Origin of the sequence: Rhodosalinus sp. (genome assembly GCF_046542825.1) — a bacterium.
Classification (GTDB): Bacteria; Pseudomonadota; Alphaproteobacteria; order Rhodobacterales; family Rhodobacteraceae; genus Rhodosalinus.
In genome coordinates, this window is record NZ_JBKHAQ010000028.1 from 1 (window position 1) to 17,177 (window position 17,177).

Sequence of the window (17,177 nt, forward strand, 5' to 3'; positions counted from 1 at the left end):
ACGTGTCCGGCATGACCGTGGGCGCGCTCGCCCGATCGGTGGCCTTCGTCGCTCAGAACGCGCACAGGCAGCTCTTCTGCGACAGCGTCGCGGAAGAGGTAGCCTTCGCCCTTAAGATGCAGAAGCGCCCCGAAGAGGAGATCGCCGAAACCGTCGAACGCACGCTCGCCGACATGGACCTGACGCAGCATGCGGAGAGCCATCCCGCGACTCTCTCACGAGGGGATCAGCTTCGGGTGGCCATCGCGGCCTTCATAGCACTCGATGCCCAGGTGCTGATCTTCGACGAGCCGACGACCGGGCAGGACTGGCACGGCGCGCGGGCGATCATCGACCTTCTGCGGCGACTCCATGCGAAGGGCCGCACCATCATCCTGATCACCCATCACCTCTACCTGACGGGCCGCTTCGTGGACCGGATGATCGTGATGAAGGATGGCGGCGTACGTCTCGACGGCCCGCCGGAAGAAGTGCTCTACGCCGGCGCGCGGCTGCTCGAGTGCGGGGTCGTCCCGCCCCAGACCGTGCGCTTCGCGGCCGCCCGGCCTGGCCTTGCCGCCGCCCGGCCGCTCGGGCCCGAAGACCTGGGAGGCGACGATGGCTAACCTTGCCCTCAACGTGCAAGCGCGGCCCACGGCGCTGGGGGACGTGGACGTGCGGGTGAAGTTCGCGCTGCTCCTCTCGGTGAGCTTCCTGATCTTCGTCTGGAACAGCCTCGCCCTGCAGGCGGCGACCCTTGGCGTCATGGTCGTGTTGCTGCTCGCCGCAGGCGTGCGGGCGGTCGAGATCGCGCGCCTTGTCGCGATGCTCTGGCCCGCCTTCGCGCTCATCGTAATGATCCAGGGTCTTTGGAGCCCGCTGGGCGAGACGCCGGTCTGGCACCTGCCCGAGGGGTTGCCATGGCTCGGCGGCGCGGTGTTCTTCCGATGGGAGGGGCTGGCCTTCGGGCTCACGGTCTGCTGTCGCTTGCTGATCCCGCTCCTCGCCTTCCTCTACCTCTTCGCGACCAGTTCGCCCAACACAATCGTTCTCGGACTCGTGCGGATGCGGGTGCCCTACCGGGTGGCCTTCCTCGTCTCGACGACCTTCCGCTTCGTGCCGCTGCTGCTCGAGGAACTCTCGTCCATGCGCGACGCGCAGCGGCTCCGGGGCATCGATGTAGACGCCATGGGCATCGGGCGGAAGCTCGTGCTGATCGGGCGGATGCTGGTGCCGCTGATCGTGGCGAGCCTGCGCCGCGCGCAGCAGATCGAGGTGGCGCTCCAGTCGCGGGGCTTCTCCGGCTCGGAGAAGCGCACCTATCTCGACGCCGGGCGGGGGCGGCTCCGCGCGGCGGAATGGCTGGCGATCGTGTTCCTTCTTGCGCTGCCCCCGGCGGCGGCGCTCCTGCGGGCGGTGACCGGGCTGGGCACGGCGGTGATATGAGCGTCATTCTCAACGGCATCTTCGACTGCTCGCAGGACACGCTGGAGATGCTGCAGCGGCAGGCGCGGGTCTGGACCGAGGGCCACTTCGGCCCCGAGGCGCAGCGCGACTGGGACCCCCAGGGCGAGCTGACCGCGCCGGGCAACGTCGTGCCCTTCGCCCGTCTTGCCCGCGTGGTCGAGGACTTCCACCGCGACTATACCGGGCTCCGCGTGGTCATCACCTCCGCCTTCGAGTCGCCCTCTGGGTGGATCGGTCTCGAATGGACGTGGGACGTGGCGCGCCGCTCGGACGGAGCGCGCAGCGTCACGCCCGACGCCATCATCGTCGAGCGGCGCAAAGGGCTGATCCTCTCGTGGCGGGAATACTTCGACACGGCGGGCGCGGTGGAGGCCCACCATGGCTGAGCGCTCAGTTCTCGTCGTCTATTGCCACCCGTGCCCCGAAAGCTTCTCGGCCGCTATCCGTGATGCGGTCTGCGATGCCCTCCACGGGGAGGGCCACACGGTCGACCTCCTCGACCTCTACGACGAGGGCTTCGAGCCCGCCATGCCGCCCGAAGAGCGGCGCGGCTATCACCAGGAGGGGCCGAACCTCGCTCCGGTACGCGACTACGCCGAACGCCTCGCCCGCGCCGATGCGCTGATCTTCGTCTACCCCACCTGGTGGTTCGGCCTGCCGGCAATGCTCAAGGGCTGGCTGGACCGCGTGCTCTTGCCGGGCTTCGCCTTCGTACTCCGACCTGATGCGATGCCGCAGCCCGGACTCGCCCACATCCGGCACCTCGGCGTCTTCACGTCCTGCGGCGCGACGTGGATGACCAGCTGGCTCATGGGGTTCCCCGGGCGACGGACGCTGCTCAGGGGCTTGCGTGCCAACTGCCATCCTCGCGTGCGGACCAGCTACCGCGCCATTTATCGGATCGACACGGCAGATGCGACGGCCCGCACGGCCTACCTCTCCTCGATCCCCGGCGCCGTATCGCGGCTCATGAAGCCACAGCTTGGGCAACGCTTCTCGCCAGCTTCCCCATCCCAGGCCCGCAGAACGCTCGCCGAATGAACGCGATGGAGCGCTGCGACTTCTTTAGGAGCGTCTGAGCCTGCCAGATCTCGCGCAGGTCTGCCTTCACCGCCGGATGCATCGACTTCGGGAATCTATTCAGATCGTTGGCGGTCTTGTTGACCCAGCATCTCTGATACTTCGTGCCCGGGAGGATCTCGTCGAGCGCCTTCCAGAACCCCATGGCCCCGTCGCCCACGGCGACTTCGGGCGGCAACTTGACGCCGCGGGCCTTGATGTCGACCAGCAGTTCCCGCCAGCGTCTCGCGCGCTCTCGCGCAGGCCGACCTGGAAGCCGACGAGCTCCTTCTTACTCTCGGGCGTGGCGCCAAGAATGACCAGCATGCACTCGGCCTGCGCCTCCATGCGGGCCTGGGCCAGATTGCGGAACACGGTCTCGTCGAGCAGATGTCTAGCGCCCCCTCCCCGGTCAGTCCGGCGGCGGTTGATGCGCGGACGGAATGGCGGCCAGTGCCTCGACCTCGACGACGAACTCGGGCCGGGTAAAACCGCCCACGATCATCAGTGTCGAGGCAGGGGGCGCCGGGAGATCGGCAAGCCACGCATCGCGGGCGGCCATGTAGCCGGCCATGTGCTCGCGTCCCGTTACATAGGCGTTGAGGCGCAGGACATGCTCCCGCCCCCCGCCGGCCTCGGCCAGGATGGCGTCGATGTTGGCCAGGCAGATCTGGGCTTGCGCCCTTGCGCCCTCGGGCACGGTTCCGTCGGCGGCAAGGCCGAGCTGCCCGGAGAGCGCCACCAACCGTGCGCCAGGCTCGGCGATCACGCCGTGGGAATAGCGGGCGAAGGGCGGAGCTATGGAGGCGGGCAAGAGCGGGGTCATTCGGTGTCTCCCTCGAAGCTTTGCCTGCACGCTGCAACCGCGGCAGGCCGATGGAAAGCGGGGGTGTAAAGGCCTGTGCAGTCGCCCGGTGCCATGGTGCTCGGCTGCCCGCGCGCACCGCAACGGGCGGTGGCGGCGAACCGGAAGCTCCACGGCGTGACATGTCACCGCACCGCCCGGACCAGCCCGCAGCGCAGAAGGAACATCTCCTGCGCCTCGGCGATGATGCGCTCGGCGTCGAGCGGCGTCCCCTCCGGCGTGCCCAGCAGGTGACGCGCCTGCGCCTCGTATTCGGCATAGTGCTGCGTGACCGCCCACATGTTCATCTGGAACAGCAGGGGATCGACGGGCCGGATCTTGCCAGCGGCGATCCAGCCCTCGATCACGCCCGCCGCCTCGTCCACCGCCTGCTTGAGTTCGCCCCAGTGGCGAGACAGGACAGAGGCGCCGCGCGCGACCTCGTTGGCGAAGAGACGCGAGACTTCCGGGTGGTCGAGCGCGTGACGGATCTTTCGCTCGATGTAGGACGCGATGGTTTCGGCCGGGTCGTCGGAGCCCGCGGAGACGAAGAAGATCGTCCGCCATTCGCGCACGATGAAGTGCAGCGCCTCTTCGTAGAGCTCTTCCTTCGACGAGATGTAGTAATGCAGCTGTGCCTTGGTCAGTCCCGCCGCCTCGGCCAGTGCCTGCGTGGAGGTGCCGGCCAGCCCGTTCTTCGCGAATTCGCGGATCGCGGCATCCAGGATGGCGCGACGGATTTCATCGCGGCGGCGTCGGACGAGATTCATGTCGCTCTCCCCGGGTCGGTCAGACCCGCGTCAGGGTACGCTCCACGCGGGCCAGAAACCGCTGTCTTTCCCGCTCGGTCGCGTGGTTCATGTCATGCAGTTGCAGCCATCGCACACGGCATCGCGGATGGAACAGCACCCGGTAGCCGCGCGTCAGCATCGACCGGCCCGGATCACGGATCAGCCGCAGCCACCACCAGGGCGAGCCCGAGGTCGTGACGACCGTGAAGCTGCGGATGCTGGTCAGCAGCCCCTGCGCGCGCTTCGTCTTGCCCTGCGGCACCTCGAAGGCCACTCCGGGCAGCCAGACGCGCTCCATCCAGCCCTTCAGCAGGGCGGGCGGGCCGTACATCCAGGTCGGAAAGATCATCACCAGCGCCTCCGCCCGGCGCAGGGCATCCACATGGCCTTGAACGCGCGCGATCAGCGAATCTGTATCGGACAGATACGCGTGCCAGTCCTCCGGACTCAGCACCGGGTCGAAGCCTTCGCGGTAGAGGTCGATGACCTGCACCTCGTGGCCCGCATCCAGGAGCGCGCATCGCGCCTTGGCAAAGAGGGCCGCGCCGAAGCTCTGCTCGCTGGGATGACAGAAGACGATCAGAACCCGCACGGTTGCGTCCCTTCCCGGCCCGCGCCTTCCGGCGCGGGCCGTGCGCCGATCAGTTGCTCATCAACTGCTGCTTGATGTCGAGCCCGTGGCCCTTGTTGACGAACTGCGTGGTGGCGACCTTCGACAGATCCACCTCGCCCGCCTCGATGATGCCGGCGCTCACCGCAAGATCGTGGAAGGCTTCGATGCGCTCTTCGCTCATCGCGCCGATCCCCTTCTCGAGCGCGTTACCGGAATCGATGATGTCCAGCTTCTCGAACTGGGCCATTTCCTTTTCCAGCTTCTCGACCGTCATGTCCGGGTTGGCCGCCATGATCGCCTCGTAGGCGGCGGTCCTGTCTCCGTAGAGGAAGTTGTACCAGCCCTCGATGGAGGCATTCAGGAAGCGCTGCACGAGATCGGGGTCCGTCTCGACCAGTTCGGCGCGCGTCTCGATTGTTGTGGAATAGGTGTTCCACCCTTGATCGGCGAGCAGGAAGACGTCCACCTCGGCGCCCTCGGCCGCGGCATAGATCGGTTCGGCCGTGGCATAGGCCTGCTGCACCATCTCTTCGTCGCCGAGGAACTGGGCGAGATTGAAGCCGTAGGGGCGCAGCTGGTCGTCGCGGAAGCCCTTGGCGTCCGTGAGCCACTGCCAGAAGCTGAATTGCCCGTCCTTGGAGATCAGCACCGTGGGCGCCTCGGTCAGCGCGGTGAAGTCCTCGTACTGCCCGGCATGCGCCATGAGCGCCTGCGGATCCTTCTGGAAGAAGGCGGCGACGACGGTCGTGGGGATGTCGTTGCGAACGTTGTCGAACGACAGCAGCAGGTTGCCCGCCATCAGGAAATCGAGCCGCCCGGCCGCCAGCATGGGCCGATTGTTCATCTGCGGCCCGCCCATCATGATCTCGACGTCGAGGCCGTATTTCTCGTAGGTGCCGTCCGCGACGGCCTGATAGAAGCCGCCGTGCCCGCCCTGGGCGAGCCAGTTGGTGCCCATCGTGACCTTGTCGAGATCCTGTGCAGTGGCCGCGGTGGCAAGGCCTGCGGCCAGGGCCGCCGTCAGAAGATGTTTCATCGGTTTTCTCCCGTGTTGGTCGGTCAGTCGGTTCTGGCCATGTCGGCCATCCAGCCCCGGGTCTTTCCCGGGTTCATCAGGCCGTAGGGATCGGCCTTTTTCTTGAAGTCGATCTGCGCGGTGTCGATCTCCTTCATCCCCCCGTCCTCGATGGTGACGGTGTGGGGGTCGTAGATCGTGCAGCCGTCCTTTTCCTCCAGCTCCGCAATGAGGTCGTACATCGCGTCCCTGCCCCGCCACCGCACGAGCGGCAGCGCGAAGATCTGGATGTGCCCGCCCATCCGGGCCATCTCGTGGTGCCAGAAGATCTCGTCGCCGTAGCGTGCCATCTGCCGCATGACGAGATCGGGGTCGAAGGGCTGCGGATAGGCGACCTGAAGATAGGTCCAGCCCTTGTCCGCCTTGAGCGCCTGAAGGGTCGTGTGGTTCCAGCCGCATTCGTAGGCAGGCTGAAGCCCCGCCTCGCGGATCTCGGGCTTGGTCATGGCAAAGGAGATGCGCCCGCCCATGCCGTCGGCCTTGTCGCGGAAGCGGTCCATCGCTTCCGGCGCAACCATGGCGAAGACCGCGTCGCGATCGTCGGGGAAGAGGTCGCCGAACTTGCGGTAGTAGGGGGCGAAGCGGCGCTCGACCGTGGTCAGAAGGTAGCAGTCCAGCCCTTCCTCCTGCGCGCCCTGCGCAAAGCGCAGCGCGGTATCGTAGCCGTCGAAGAGTGCTGCGCAATGCAGCCAGTCGGTGGCCTGCGTCAGCGGCAGCTCCAGCTCGGTGACGATGCCGTTCGTGCCGTAGGCATGCTGCACCTTCTGGATCTCGTCGCCGTGCAGCTCGATCACCTGCGGCTGGGGCTCCACCGTCACGACCTTGACGCAAGTGACGTTACCGGGATCACGCAGCATCCCGTGGCGGAGCGAGCCGATGCCTCCCGAGCCCCCGGCGAGGAAGCCGCCGATCGTGGCCATCTGACGGGTGGAGGGATACATCAGAAGCTCCTGACCGGTCTCCCGCGCAGCATCGTCCAGGCGCGAGATACGGATACCCGCCTCACAGCGTACGCGGCCCTCGCCGATCTCGATCACCTTGTCGAGGCGGGTGACGTCCAGGATCACGCCGCCTTCCAGCGGCACGCATTGTCCGTAGTTGCCGGTCCCGCCGCCCCGGATGGTCAGAGGGATGCGGTGCCGCGCCACGGCGGCGGCCACGCGCTTCACCTCCTCCTGATCCTGCGGCAGGACCACCAGATCGCCGGTCACGCCGTCCAGCTGTTCGTTCAGGATTGGCGAATACCAGAAGTAGTCGCGGGAGCGCAGTTCCACCTGCTTCGGATCGTCGTAGATCCGGATGCCTTCGATCTCGGCGCGGAAGGCCGCCCAGTCGATGGCGCGCTCCGGTTTTCCGGGCTTGTTCATGAAGTCGCTCCTTGCAGTGGCTGGCCGCCGCGCCACACCTGCCGGGCGGCGCGCGGGCGGCTCACGAGGTCGTCCGGGTCGGAGGCGTCGTGCCAGATGAAATCCGCCAGGCCGCCGTCCTCGATGGCGTGAACCGCGCCGCACCAGCGGGCGGCGTCCGTGGTGACCGCGCCGAGCCAGTCCGCGGGGTCGAGCTGCGCGCCCAGCACGGTGGCGCGCAGGACGTCTGCCATGTCGTAGTCGCCGTGCGGATAGAACGCGTCGCGCACGTTGTCGGAGGCGAAGAGAACCTCGACACCTGCTGCCCGCGCTTCCTTGAACGGCGCAAGCCCGCGCAGGCGGGGCGTAAGGCCGGGGCGGTTGTCCTGCAGCCACATGTTGGTCGTCGGCAGGACCGTCAGGGCAAGACCCGCCGCGCCGGCGCGATCCAGCACCGCGCGCACATCGTCCTCTGGCCGGACGGAGAGCGCGCAGCCATGCCCGCAGAGCACCCGGCCGCCGAAGCCGCGCAGCGCGGTCTCTGCCACGATGGCGTCGATCCCCTGCGCCTCCGGCTCGAGCCCCTCGTCCACATGGAAATCGAGGCTCAGGCCGTGCCTCTCGGCCAGGTCGAAGACGCGCCCAAGCTTCTCCGGCAAGCGCGCGTTGCGGTAGACGAAGGCGCCCAGCACGCCGCCGTCGCGGGCCACGCGACGGGCAATCCCCTCGCCCGCCTCGGCCAGCAGGTCGAGCGGCGAGAGCGAGGCCAGTTGCAGCTCCACGCGCCCGCGCCAGTCCTGCGCAAGCTCGTTGAGCACGCCCCAGGCGAGGGGCGCTTTGGGCGCGGTCCAGTCCACGTGACTGCGCATGGCGCCGGTGCCGTGGGCGAAGGCGCGCTCCAGCCCGGCGCCGGCGCGCGCGCGCAGGTCCGCCTCCGTCCAGCCCTCGGCGTCCCGGCCCATCATCTCGATCGCCTCGAAGAGGGTGGAGGGGCGCCCGGGCATGCGGTCCACGGTAAAGGTCTTGTCGAGATGCACATGCGCGTCGGCCATCAGCGGCAGCACGAGCCCGCCGCCCGTGGCCTGCGAGGGGGCCAGCGAGAGCCGGGCACCCGCGACCTCGAGCCGCCAGTGCCCTTCGCGTCCCGCGATGCGGACGCCCTCCAGCGCGGCTGATCCCTGGTCCCGCATCACGCCTCCCGCTTGATCTCGCTTTCGTGCCAGTGGCCCAGCACGGCCTTCGACAGGACGCTGGTGGCAAGGAAGATGACGACACCAAGCAGCGAGACGAGGAAGAGCGCCGCGAACATGCGCGGGATCTCCTGCCGGAAGGACGATTCGAGGATACGGCTGGCGAGGCCCGTGTTCTGCCCCGCGGTGCCGGCCACGAACTCCGCCACCACGGCCCCGATCAGCGCAAGCCCGCCCGCGATCTTCAGCGCCGCCATGAAATACGGCAGCGCGGAGGGAACGAGCAGGTAGCGCAGCCGCTGCCACGGCGTCGCGCGGTAGAGCGTGAAGAGGTCGCGCAGGTTATGGTCGGCCGAGCGCAGCCCGATCGCCGTGTTCGACAGGATCGGGAAGAAGGCCACGATCCAGGCGCAGATCAGCAGCGCCGAGAAGGTGTCGTGCACATAGATCAGGATGAGCGGCGCGATGGCGATGACCGGCGTCACCTGAAGGATCACCGCGAAGGGAAAAAGGCTCACCTCCACCGTCCGCGAGAGCGCGAAGACCATCCCCAGCAACACGCCGCCCACGATGGCCAGCAGGAGCGACACCAGCGTCAGCTTCACCGTGAACCACATCGAGGTCATCAGCGTGCCGAAGTCGGTGACCAGCGTCTGCGCGATCAGGCTGGGTGCCGGAATGAGGTAGTGCGGCACCTCGTTCCACCAGACCAGGACCTCCCAGAGCACGACAGCCAGGGTCAGCGCCGCCACCGGCATCAGGACCCGCATCCGACGTTCGCGCCGGGCGGCGCGCTCGACGGCCGCGTTCATCTCGGCCGCGGGATCCTCGAAGGCGTCGGCGGCCGGGGCGGTCAGGTCAGTGGTCGATGTCGACATTGTCCATCGTCTCCTCGAGCGCCGCGCTCACGATGCGGCAGTTCTCGGCATATTCCGGCGTCGTCCGGTAATGCTCGGTCCGTGGGTAGCCGCCCGGCAGATCGACGATCCGCGAGACACGGCCGGGGCGCGCCGCCATCACCACCACGCGGCTCGAGAGATAGACGCTCTCGAAGACCGAATGTGTCACGAAGATCACCGTCAGCCCGTGCTTCGCCCAGAGGTCCAGCACGTCGTTGTTGAGCTTGAAGCGCGTGATCTCGTCGAGCGCCGCGAAGGGCTCGTCCATCAGCAGGAGCTTGGGCCGCGTCACCAGCGCCCGCGCGATCGAGACGCGCATCTTCATGCCGCCCGAAAGCTGCCGGGGATAGGCGCGCGTGAAACCGGACAGGCCGACCGAGGCCAGCGCCTCCTCGACCTCTTCGCGCGCCTCGTTCCTCTTCACTCCCTTCATGCGCAGCGGCAGGAACACGTTGTCGAAGACCGTGGCCCAGGGCATCAGCGTCGCATCCTGGAAGACGAAGCCGATGTCCTGCTCCTGACCCTTGCCGGGGGGATGGCCATTCACGATGACCTCGCCCGCCGAGATCGACAGGAGCCCCGCGATCATCTTCAGCGCGGTGGACTTGCCGCAGCCCGACGGGCCCAGAAAGCTGATGAACTCGCCCTCGCGGATGTCGAGGCGCATGTCGCGAACGGCAACCGTCCCGTTGGCGAACTGCTTGCTGACACCGTCCATGCGGATCAGGACCGGCGCATCCTCTGGCGGCGCCTTCTGCGCGGTCGCTTGGGTCACCATGCGGGCTCCTGTTTTAGCCATGACAGCGGCGCGCGCTCCACCTCGGCCAGAAGCTCGACCAGCCGGTCGGTGGCGAAGTCGAGCGTCATCTCGCCCTTCTCGGCCGAGGCCGCGGCGGCGTTGCCGCAGGCGCCTTCGGGATGCATGTCCTGCGCCTGCCACGCGGGCTTGGCGCCGCCGGACAGGGCGATGTAGCGATATTGTGCCTCCCACTCGCGGCTGAGGGGGCGGAAGTCCTTCGCGTGGCCCATGCGGACGTTGCCGGGATCGAGCGCCAGCATCACCGAGGTCTCCATGTCGCCTGCGTGGATGCCGTGCCTCATCTCTTCCAGCGGATAGACGCCCTCGGGCATCCCCTGACCGAACCAGTTGACCGAGAAGACCAGCATGTCGTGCCGCACCCGCAGCTCCCGCGCGACGGTCTCCATGACGGGGATGTTGCCGCCGTGGGCGTTGAGCAGGACCATCTTCCGCACGCCCGCCCGCGCCACGCAGGCGCCGATCTCGCACCACATGGCGGTGAGGGTCCCGGCGGAATGGGTCAGCGTGCCGGGGTAGCGCAGATGTTCGTTGCTCTTGCCGATGGCCTGCAAGGGCAGGAAGAGCGTGCGGCTTTCCTCCGGCAGCTTGCGCACCAGCCGTTCCACGACCGCCTCGGCAACGCAGGCGTCCACCTTCATCGGCAGGTGCGGCCCGTGCTGCTCTGTCGCGCCCACGGGCAGAACGGCAACCAGGCTTTCGCGGTCGAGGCGGGAAAACTCCTCGCTCGTATAGTCGGACCAGAAGCGCTTCATGCGGTGCCCGCCAGTCTCACCGGCCGGCCCGGCGCGATGCTCTGCGCCATGGCGGCGATGGCGCCCCGGTCGATTCCGTAGTGGCGATAAAGGTCGTCCACGCGGCCCGTCTGCCCGAAATGCTCGACGCCCAGCCCCGCGGTGCGGTGACCCTGCACCGCGCCCAGCCAGCTCAGCGTCGCCGGGTGCCCGTCGATCACCGTGATGAGCCGCGCGTGCGGCGGCACCTCCTGAAGCAGGCGCTCGACCTGGCTCAGCGCGCCCTCCTGCCCGCGCGCCCGCGCCCGCTGTGCGGCCTGCCAGCCGGCGTTGAGCCGGTCCGCCGAGGTCACCGCCAGCACGCCCACGTCGCGCCGGTCCTCGCCGATCATCCCGGCCGCCGCGATGGCCTCGGTCCCCACGGTGCCCTGATAGGCGATCACCACCTCGCAGCCGGGGCCGGGCGGGCGCAGCCAGTAGGCGCCGTCCACCACGCCCTGCCGAAAGCCTTGGTCGATCCCGCGCCGGGGCTGCTCGATGCTGCGGGTCGAGAGCCGCAGGTAGACCGAGCCGCCGGTCTCGTCCCTGAGCCAGGTCCGCTCGTCCGGGTCGCGCCCGCCGTCGCGCTGCATGTAGTCGAAGGCCCACTCCATGATCACCGCAAGCTCGTCGGTGAAGCAGGGCTCGAACGCGGCGAGGCCGTCCTGGCTCATCCCGATGAGCGGCGAGGCGATGGACTGGTGCGCGCCGCCCTCCGGCGCGAGTGAAATGCCGGAGGGCGTGCCCACGATCAGGAAGCGCGCGTCCTGATAGCAGGCATAGTTCAGCGCATCGAGGCCGCGCGACACGAAGGGATCGTAGAGCGTGCCCACCGGCAGCAGCCGCTCGCCGAAGAGCGAATGCGACAGACCGGCAGCCCCCAGCAGCAGAAACAGGTTCATCTCGGCGATGCCGAGTTCCAGATGCTGCCCTCTGGGCGAGAAGCGCCACTTCTGCATCGAGGGCACGCGCTCTTCCTTGAAGGTGTCCGCGATCTCCCTCCGCGCGAACAGCCCGCGCCGGTTGACCCAGGGCCCGAGGCCGGTGGAGACGGTCACATCCGGCGAGGTGGTCAGGACCCGCGCGGCGAGGTCGCTGTCACCCCCCGCGATCTCGTGCAGGATCTTGCCGAAGGCGAGCTGGGTCGAGGTCTCGCGGTCCTCGGGCGGGGCGAGCGCGGGCACCGGCACCTTCGCGCCCTTGAGCCGCCGCGTGCCCTTCGCGTTGAAGGGCGCGCCCTCGATGACCGCGCGCAGCCGGTCCTCGGGCAGGCCGAGACCCGCGAAGGGCTCCCACTCCGCGCCCTCCTCCACGCCCATCCCGGCGCGGAACTCCTCCATCTGCTTCGCGGTCATCAGCCCGCCGTGGTTGTCCTTGTGCCCGGCGAGCGGCGTGCCCCAGCCCTTCACCGTATAGGCCAGGAAGGCCACGGGGCGATCGTGATCCACGCCCTCGAAGGTCTCGACCAGCGTCTGCAGGCAGTGCCCGCCGAGGTTCGACATGAGCGCACCCAGCTCCGCGTCGCTCCGCCGTTCCAGCAGCGTCCGCACACCGGGCTCCTGCCCGAGATCGGCCTCCAGCCGCTTGCGCCACGCCGCGCCACCCTGAAAGGTCAGGGCGGAGTAGAGCGCGTTGGGGCAGCCGTCGATCCAGCGACGCAGCGCCTCGCCGCCCTCCTCCTCGAAGGCGGCGCGCTGCAGGGCACCGTACTTGATCAGCACGACATCCCAGCCGAAGGCGGAAAGGATTGCGTCCAATCGCCCGGACAACCCCTCGCGCACCACCCCGTCGAGCGACTGGCGATTGTAGTCGATGATCCACCAGACGTTGCGCAGGTCGTGCTTCCATCCCTCCTGCAGCGCCTCGAAGACGTTGCCCTCGTCAAGCTCGGCATCGCCGACCAGCGCGATCATCCGCCCCTCCGGCCGCTGGCCCGCCGCCCAGTCGGGGCGCGCACGGACATAGTCCTGGACCATCGCCGCAAAGGCGGTGATGCCCACGCCAAGCCCTACCGAGCCCGTGGAAAAGTCAACGTCGTCGGTGTCCTTCGTGCGGCTCGGATAGGACTGGGCGCCACCGTAGCCGCGGAAGGCCTCCAGCTTCTCACGGGTCTGGTTGCCGAAGAGATACTGGATCGCATGGAACACGGGCGAGGCATGCGGCTTCACCGCGACGCGATCCTCGGGGCGCAGCACCCGGAAATAGAGCGCCGTCATGATCGCGGAAATCGAGGCGCAACTCGCCAGATGCCCGCCCACCTTGAGCCCGTCCGGATTGGGCCGGACATGGTTGGCGTTGTGAATCGTCCATGCGCTGAGCCAGAGCGACTTGCGTTCCAGCGCAGCCAGCGCCTCCAGATCGAGGTCGGCCAAGATGCGTCTCCCAAGGCTGCTTCAGGTCACGGAAACAGGGTCAGACCAATCGGTCAAATCATTTGATAGGGAGTGGTCCGGTATTCCGCATCCGCTGCGCAGACTGCCCGTCACTCGGGCATCCTGGGCCGAAGACGCGCATCAGCCCCTCGATGGGGCCGGAGTGTTGATTTACACTGAGACGTGACCCGGGAACCGGGAGATTTCCACTGAGAAGTGACACATGTTCGAACGCCCCCAGGCTCGAGGAGCGGGAGCATTGAAGATATCGACATGGCGTTACTGAGCGCGAGGGCACCAACGAAATGCAGCGTATCATCATCGCCAAGCAGCTGATCGAGCGGAACCCTGTCTGAGGCCGCAAGGTGCCTGTCTCCGGAACGGCGGACCCGCCCTTTCCTCGAGCGGGTGCGCGCCCCCTTCATCCTCGCAATGGCCGCCAACGACCTCGCCCGACTGCCCCGACTGCTGGCGGCATGAGGTGAACGATGGTCGAGAAGGGGACACAGATGTGGATACACATCAACAAATCCGTTGCAACTCCTTGCGTAGCATCATTCTTTCCCGCTTGACGATACCTCCGCCGGCGGCAGCCCCGGGCCGGGACGGCCCGGGGCTTCGCCGTCTCAGACGGTGAACCAGTCCGAGGCGGGCGTGAAGAGGTTGCTCTCGGCCGAATACCGATAGACGCGACCGGTCCCGATCTTGTTGCCGATCATGCTGACCGGGACGCCGAAGAAGCCGCCCGAGTCCCAGTCCCGGATCGAGGCCAGCGCCTCTGCCGCGTTGTCGGCGGTCAGCTCCTTGCCCTCCTCGTGCACCTGACGCAGGGCCATCAGGCCCATCTCCATCGCGCAGAGCGACTGCAGACCCCAGGTGGGCATGTAGGTTTCCAGCGGTGTGCCGGCGAAGTTCTTCTTCTGGTACTCGGCATAGCGCGCGTAGCGCGGCGCGTTCTCGTTGTCGTAGGAATAGCGGTAGGGCATGACGCCAAGGTAGCCGTCAAGGAAAGGTCCGGCCTCTGCCGTCACCCGATCGGCGATCACCTTCTCCATGCCCCAGAAGGTGCCCATGAAGCGGGTTGGCAGGCCGAACTGCCGCGCGCCGCCGATGAGCTGCGGCCAGACGCCGGTCACGTAGCCCTGCAGGATGCAGTACTCGGCGTTCGACTGTGCAAGCTTGGTGACATGGGTCGGGACGTCGGCGCCCTGCGCGCGGGTGGACTCCTCCAGCACCACCTCGAGGCCCAGCTCCTCGGCCTTGGCGCGGCCCGACGCCAGCGGGTCGCGGCCGAACTCGGTGTTGGAGTAGATGAAGGCCACCGTCGAGCCGCCTTCGTCCGCGATGTTCTGCAACAGGATGTCGAACTGATCCTCGTAGGAAGGACCGGCGAGATACTGGTAGGGGTTCTCGTCGGGGTTCGCGAGGTCGGACGCGAAGGAGGTCGAGCCCATCAGCCGCGCGTTCTCGCCGCGCAGTTCGGGCGCCACCAGCTTCATGAAGCCGGTGCTGTCGCCGTAGTAGTAGACGAGGTTCTCCTCGGTCGCGAGCGCCCGCTGGTAGTTGGCCAGCGCGTTCTGCGGGATGTAGCCCGAATCCTCGGCCGTGGTGCGGATCGGCACGCCGCCGATGCCGCCGTCCTCGTTCGCCAGATCCTCGAACATCTTGAGCGCGGGCGCGACGAGCTGGCCCGCGGTGGCGAAGGGGCCGGTCATCGGCAGCGAAGAGCCGAAGACGTATTCGCTGGGCTGCGCCTTCAGGATCATCGGCGTGCCGATCGCGGCCGAGGCCGCCGCGCCGGTGGCAAGGAAACTGCGTCTGGTCAGTGTCATCTCTTGTCTCTCTCGCTGGGGTTCGGTGTTTTCCTTGTCTTGGGTCTCAGCGCGCAAAGGGCCAGCGGTTCATCGCTCTCAGCGCCCGGTCCGCCATGTGGTTCAGCCCGAGGGGCTCGAAGAGCAGGAACAGCACGATCAGCAGGCCGAAGGCGATGTCCTGCAGGGGCGCCAGAAGCTGTGCCATGCCCGCCTCGCCGCCCGTGGCCAAGCCGAAGATCGACTTGATGACCTCGGGCACCATGACGATCACGAAAACGCCGAAGACCGGACCCATCGTGCGCCCCATGCCGCCCACGATCAGCGCCGCCACCAGCTCCAGCGACAGCGCAAGCTCGAACTGCTCGGGCAGGACACGGGCGTAGAAATAGGCGAAGAGCGCGCCCGACAGCCCGCAGAGCGCCGCCGAGATCGCGAAGCTCGTCAGCTTGTAGCGCAGAAGCGAGATCCCAAGGATCTCGGCCGAATAGTCGCGGTCGCGGATCGCGATGAAGGCGCGGCCCACCCGCGTGCGAAAGAGGTTCTGCACGGCAAGCAGGGTGAGCACGCTGAACGCCGCGATCAGGATGAACATCTCTTCGCGGGTGTCGAGCACCCAGCCGAAGAAATTGGGCGCCGGCGTGTTGATCCCCACCATGCCGCCGGTCCAGGGCGCAAACAGGTCCTGCTCGATCAGGAAGATCACGATGAAGTTCGCACTCAGCGTCGTCACCGCGAGATAGAGGCCCTTCACCCGGAGCGAGGGCAGGCCCACGACGATCCCCACCACCGCGCTGACCGCCACCGCCACGGGGATCGCGATCAGCGTCATCAGCCCGTCGGGAATCACGCCGGCGAAGCCGTTGTGGAAGATCGTGACCGTATAGGCCCCCACCGCGACGAAGGCCGCGTGGCCCAGCGATATGAGACCTGTGTAGCCGGTCAGAACGTTCACGCCCACGACCGCGATCAGCAGGATGCCCATCTTGCAGGCGATGAGGACGATGTAGTCGTTGGCAAAGCCCGCAATCAGCGCCAGCACCGCCAGCGACGCGATGAAGAAGGCCCGCTTGTTGCGGTTATCGAAGATCCGCTCGTCGGCGGCGTAGGACGACCTGAGATTGCCGGTGATCATATCCGCTCGACCTCCTTCTGACCGAAGAGGCCGTGCGGCCGGATCAGGATCACGATCAGCACCGCGACGTAAGGCACGATCTCGGCCCAGTCGCCGCCCAGCTGCCACTGCGTCATCGCCTCCAGCACGCCGACCGCGAGCGCGGCGATGAAGACGCCCACGTAACTGTCGAGTCCGCCCATCAGCACGATGGCAAGCACCGAGAAGCCGAAGAGCCCGAGCGAGGGCGAGATGCCGTTGCGGGTGGCAAGGATCGCGCCCGCGATGGCGCCCGTGGCGGCCGCCAGCATCCAGGCGCGGCTGAACACCTTGGGCACCGAGATGCCCATGGAATAGGCGGTGGACTGGTCCTCTGCCGTGGCGCGGATCGCCACGCCCGACTTGGTGAAGCGCACCATCGCCACGATCGCGCCGAAGATCAGCAGTGCCACGATCATGTTCACGATGTCCGCTCCGAAGAGGAAGATCGTGGAGCCGAACATCTCGAACCGGACCGGCGCGTTGGGCGCGATGTGCGGGACGAAATCTGCATCCGCCGTCCAGACGAGCTGCGCCGCGCCCGCGAGGATCGAGATCAGGCCCACCGTTATCATGATCATGGCAAAGACCGACTGCCCCATCAGCGGCCGCATCATCGTGCGCTCGATCACCAGCCCCAGCGCCGCGTTGGCGAGCACCGCGCCCGCCAGCCCGAAGACGATGCGCGGCAGGTTCTGCACCCAGTCGAGCACCGGCCCCATGGGCGACATCATCGGCAGGTCCGCGCGCATCGCGGTCAGCCAGGCGGGCTGCCAGGAGGCGAGCCAGGCGGGCGCCCACTCCATCCCCGGCACCAGCACGGCGAAGGTGTAATAGAAATACGCGCCCACCATGATGACGTAGCCATGGGCGAAATTGACGACCCTGGTCGCCTTGAAGACCGAGACGATGCCCACCGCGATCAGCGCATAGATCGCGCCCGACATCAGCCCGTTGATCGCGAACTGCAGGAACTGCCCCATCTTTC

General features: G+C 67.5%; 17 protein-coding genes and 1 pseudogene. 4 read left to right on the plus strand and 14 right to left on the minus strand.

Going from position 1 to position 17,177, the window contains the following annotated elements:
• The 4 genes from ACLFOB_RS05705 to ACLFOB_RS05720 form a co-directional block, all read left to right on the plus strand.
• Positions 1-605 (plus strand): energy-coupling factor ABC transporter ATP-binding protein (locus ACLFOB_RS05705; RefSeq protein WP_410925402.1); only part of this gene is annotated, 605 nt, incomplete at its 5' end.
• On the plus strand, positions 598-1,425 hold the full coding sequence (locus ACLFOB_RS05710) for an energy-coupling factor transporter transmembrane component T family protein (RefSeq protein WP_410925404.1): 828 nt from the start codon (positions 598-600) through the stop codon (positions 1,423-1,425). The genes ACLFOB_RS05705 and ACLFOB_RS05710, both read left to right, overlap by 8 nt.
• Positions 1,422-1,832 carry a hypothetical protein gene (locus ACLFOB_RS05715; protein ID WP_410916783.1) on the plus strand — a complete coding sequence of 137 codons (411 nt, stop codon included), beginning with the start codon at positions 1,422-1,424 and terminating at the stop codon, positions 1,830-1,832. The genes ACLFOB_RS05710 and ACLFOB_RS05715 overlap by 4 nt, the downstream gene beginning before the upstream one ends.
• The gene (locus tag ACLFOB_RS05720) at positions 1,825-2,487 is read left to right on the plus strand and encodes an NAD(P)H-dependent oxidoreductase (protein ID WP_410916782.1); all 663 of its coding nucleotides are present in this window, start codon (positions 1,825-1,827) and stop codon (positions 2,485-2,487) included. Before ACLFOB_RS05715 ends, ACLFOB_RS05720 begins: the two co-directional genes overlap by 8 nt.
• Here the strand turns inward: ACLFOB_RS05720 and ACLFOB_RS05725 are convergent.
• From ACLFOB_RS05725 to ACLFOB_RS05790, 14 genes and pseudogenes are all read right to left on the minus strand, one after another.
• Positions 2,477-2,862, minus strand: a pseudogene (locus tag ACLFOB_RS05725) (transposase); the annotation flags it as partial. The gene ACLFOB_RS05720 and the pseudogene ACLFOB_RS05725 sit on opposite strands and share 11 nt — an antisense overlap.
• A 55-nt stretch (positions 2,863-2,917) precedes the next feature.
• Positions 2,918-3,331 (minus strand): RidA family protein, encoded by a 414-nt coding sequence (locus tag ACLFOB_RS05730; RefSeq protein ID WP_410925406.1) that lies wholly within the window; start codon positions 3,329-3,331, stop codon positions 2,918-2,920.
• Positions 3,332-3,495: 164 nt separating this feature from the next.
• Positions 3,496-4,119, minus strand: a complete 624-nt coding sequence (locus ACLFOB_RS05735) for a TetR family transcriptional regulator C-terminal domain-containing protein (RefSeq protein WP_410916780.1) — start codon at positions 4,117-4,119, stop codon at positions 3,496-3,498.
• A 19-nt stretch (positions 4,120-4,138) separates the two neighbouring features.
• On the minus strand, positions 4,139-4,732 hold the full coding sequence (locus ACLFOB_RS05740; RefSeq protein WP_410925408.1) for an NAD(P)H-dependent oxidoreductase: 594 nt from the start codon (positions 4,730-4,732) through the stop codon (positions 4,139-4,141).
• A 49-nt stretch (positions 4,733-4,781) separates the two neighbouring features.
• Complete coding sequence (locus ACLFOB_RS05745) at positions 4,782-5,789, minus strand: ABC transporter substrate-binding protein (RefSeq protein ID WP_410925410.1); 1,008 nt, start codon at positions 5,787-5,789, stop codon at positions 4,782-4,784.
• A 23-nt stretch (positions 5,790-5,812) separates the two neighbouring features.
• Entirely contained in the window at positions 5,813-7,195 is a 1,383-nt protein-coding gene (locus ACLFOB_RS05750; protein WP_410925412.1) for an FAD-binding oxidoreductase, read from the minus strand.
• Complete coding sequence (locus ACLFOB_RS05755) at positions 7,192-8,364, minus strand: amidohydrolase family protein (protein WP_410925414.1); 1,173 nt, start codon at positions 8,362-8,364, stop codon at positions 7,192-7,194. The genes ACLFOB_RS05750 and ACLFOB_RS05755 overlap by 4 nt, the downstream gene beginning before the upstream one ends.
• Positions 8,364-9,242: an ABC transporter permease gene (locus ACLFOB_RS05760; protein ID WP_410925416.1), complete on the minus strand. Its 879-nt coding sequence runs from the start codon at positions 9,240-9,242 to the stop codon at positions 8,364-8,366. Before ACLFOB_RS05760 ends, ACLFOB_RS05755 begins: the two co-directional genes overlap by 1 nt.
• Positions 9,223-10,041, minus strand: coding sequence for an ABC transporter ATP-binding protein (locus tag ACLFOB_RS05765; protein ID WP_410916774.1), 819 nt, complete (start codon positions 10,039-10,041; stop codon positions 9,223-9,225). Before ACLFOB_RS05765 ends, ACLFOB_RS05760 begins: the two co-directional genes overlap by 20 nt.
• Positions 10,035-10,835: a creatininase family protein gene (locus tag ACLFOB_RS05770; RefSeq protein ID WP_410925418.1), complete on the minus strand. Its 801-nt coding sequence runs from the start codon at positions 10,833-10,835 to the stop codon at positions 10,035-10,037. The genes ACLFOB_RS05765 and ACLFOB_RS05770 overlap by 7 nt, the downstream gene beginning before the upstream one ends.
• Positions 10,832-13,225 carry a transketolase gene (locus ACLFOB_RS05775; protein WP_410925420.1) on the minus strand — a complete coding sequence of 798 codons (2,394 nt, stop codon included), beginning with the start codon at positions 13,223-13,225 and terminating at the stop codon, positions 10,832-10,834. Before ACLFOB_RS05775 ends, ACLFOB_RS05770 begins: the two co-directional genes overlap by 4 nt.
• A 626-nt stretch (positions 13,226-13,851) precedes the next feature.
• A complete protein-coding gene (locus tag ACLFOB_RS05780; protein ID WP_410925422.1) occupies positions 13,852-15,057 on the minus strand; it encodes an ABC transporter substrate-binding protein in 1,206 nt (401 codons plus the stop codon).
• A gap of 46 nt (positions 15,058-15,103) precedes the next feature.
• Positions 15,104-16,171: a branched-chain amino acid ABC transporter permease gene (locus ACLFOB_RS05785; RefSeq protein ID WP_410925424.1), complete on the minus strand. Its 1,068-nt coding sequence runs from the start codon at positions 16,169-16,171 to the stop codon at positions 15,104-15,106.
• A complete protein-coding gene (locus tag ACLFOB_RS05790) occupies positions 16,168-17,172 on the minus strand; it encodes a branched-chain amino acid ABC transporter permease (RefSeq protein ID WP_410925426.1) in 1,005 nt (334 codons plus the stop codon). Before ACLFOB_RS05790 ends, ACLFOB_RS05785 begins: the two co-directional genes overlap by 4 nt.
• Between the last annotated feature and the right edge of the window lie 5 nt (positions 17,173-17,177).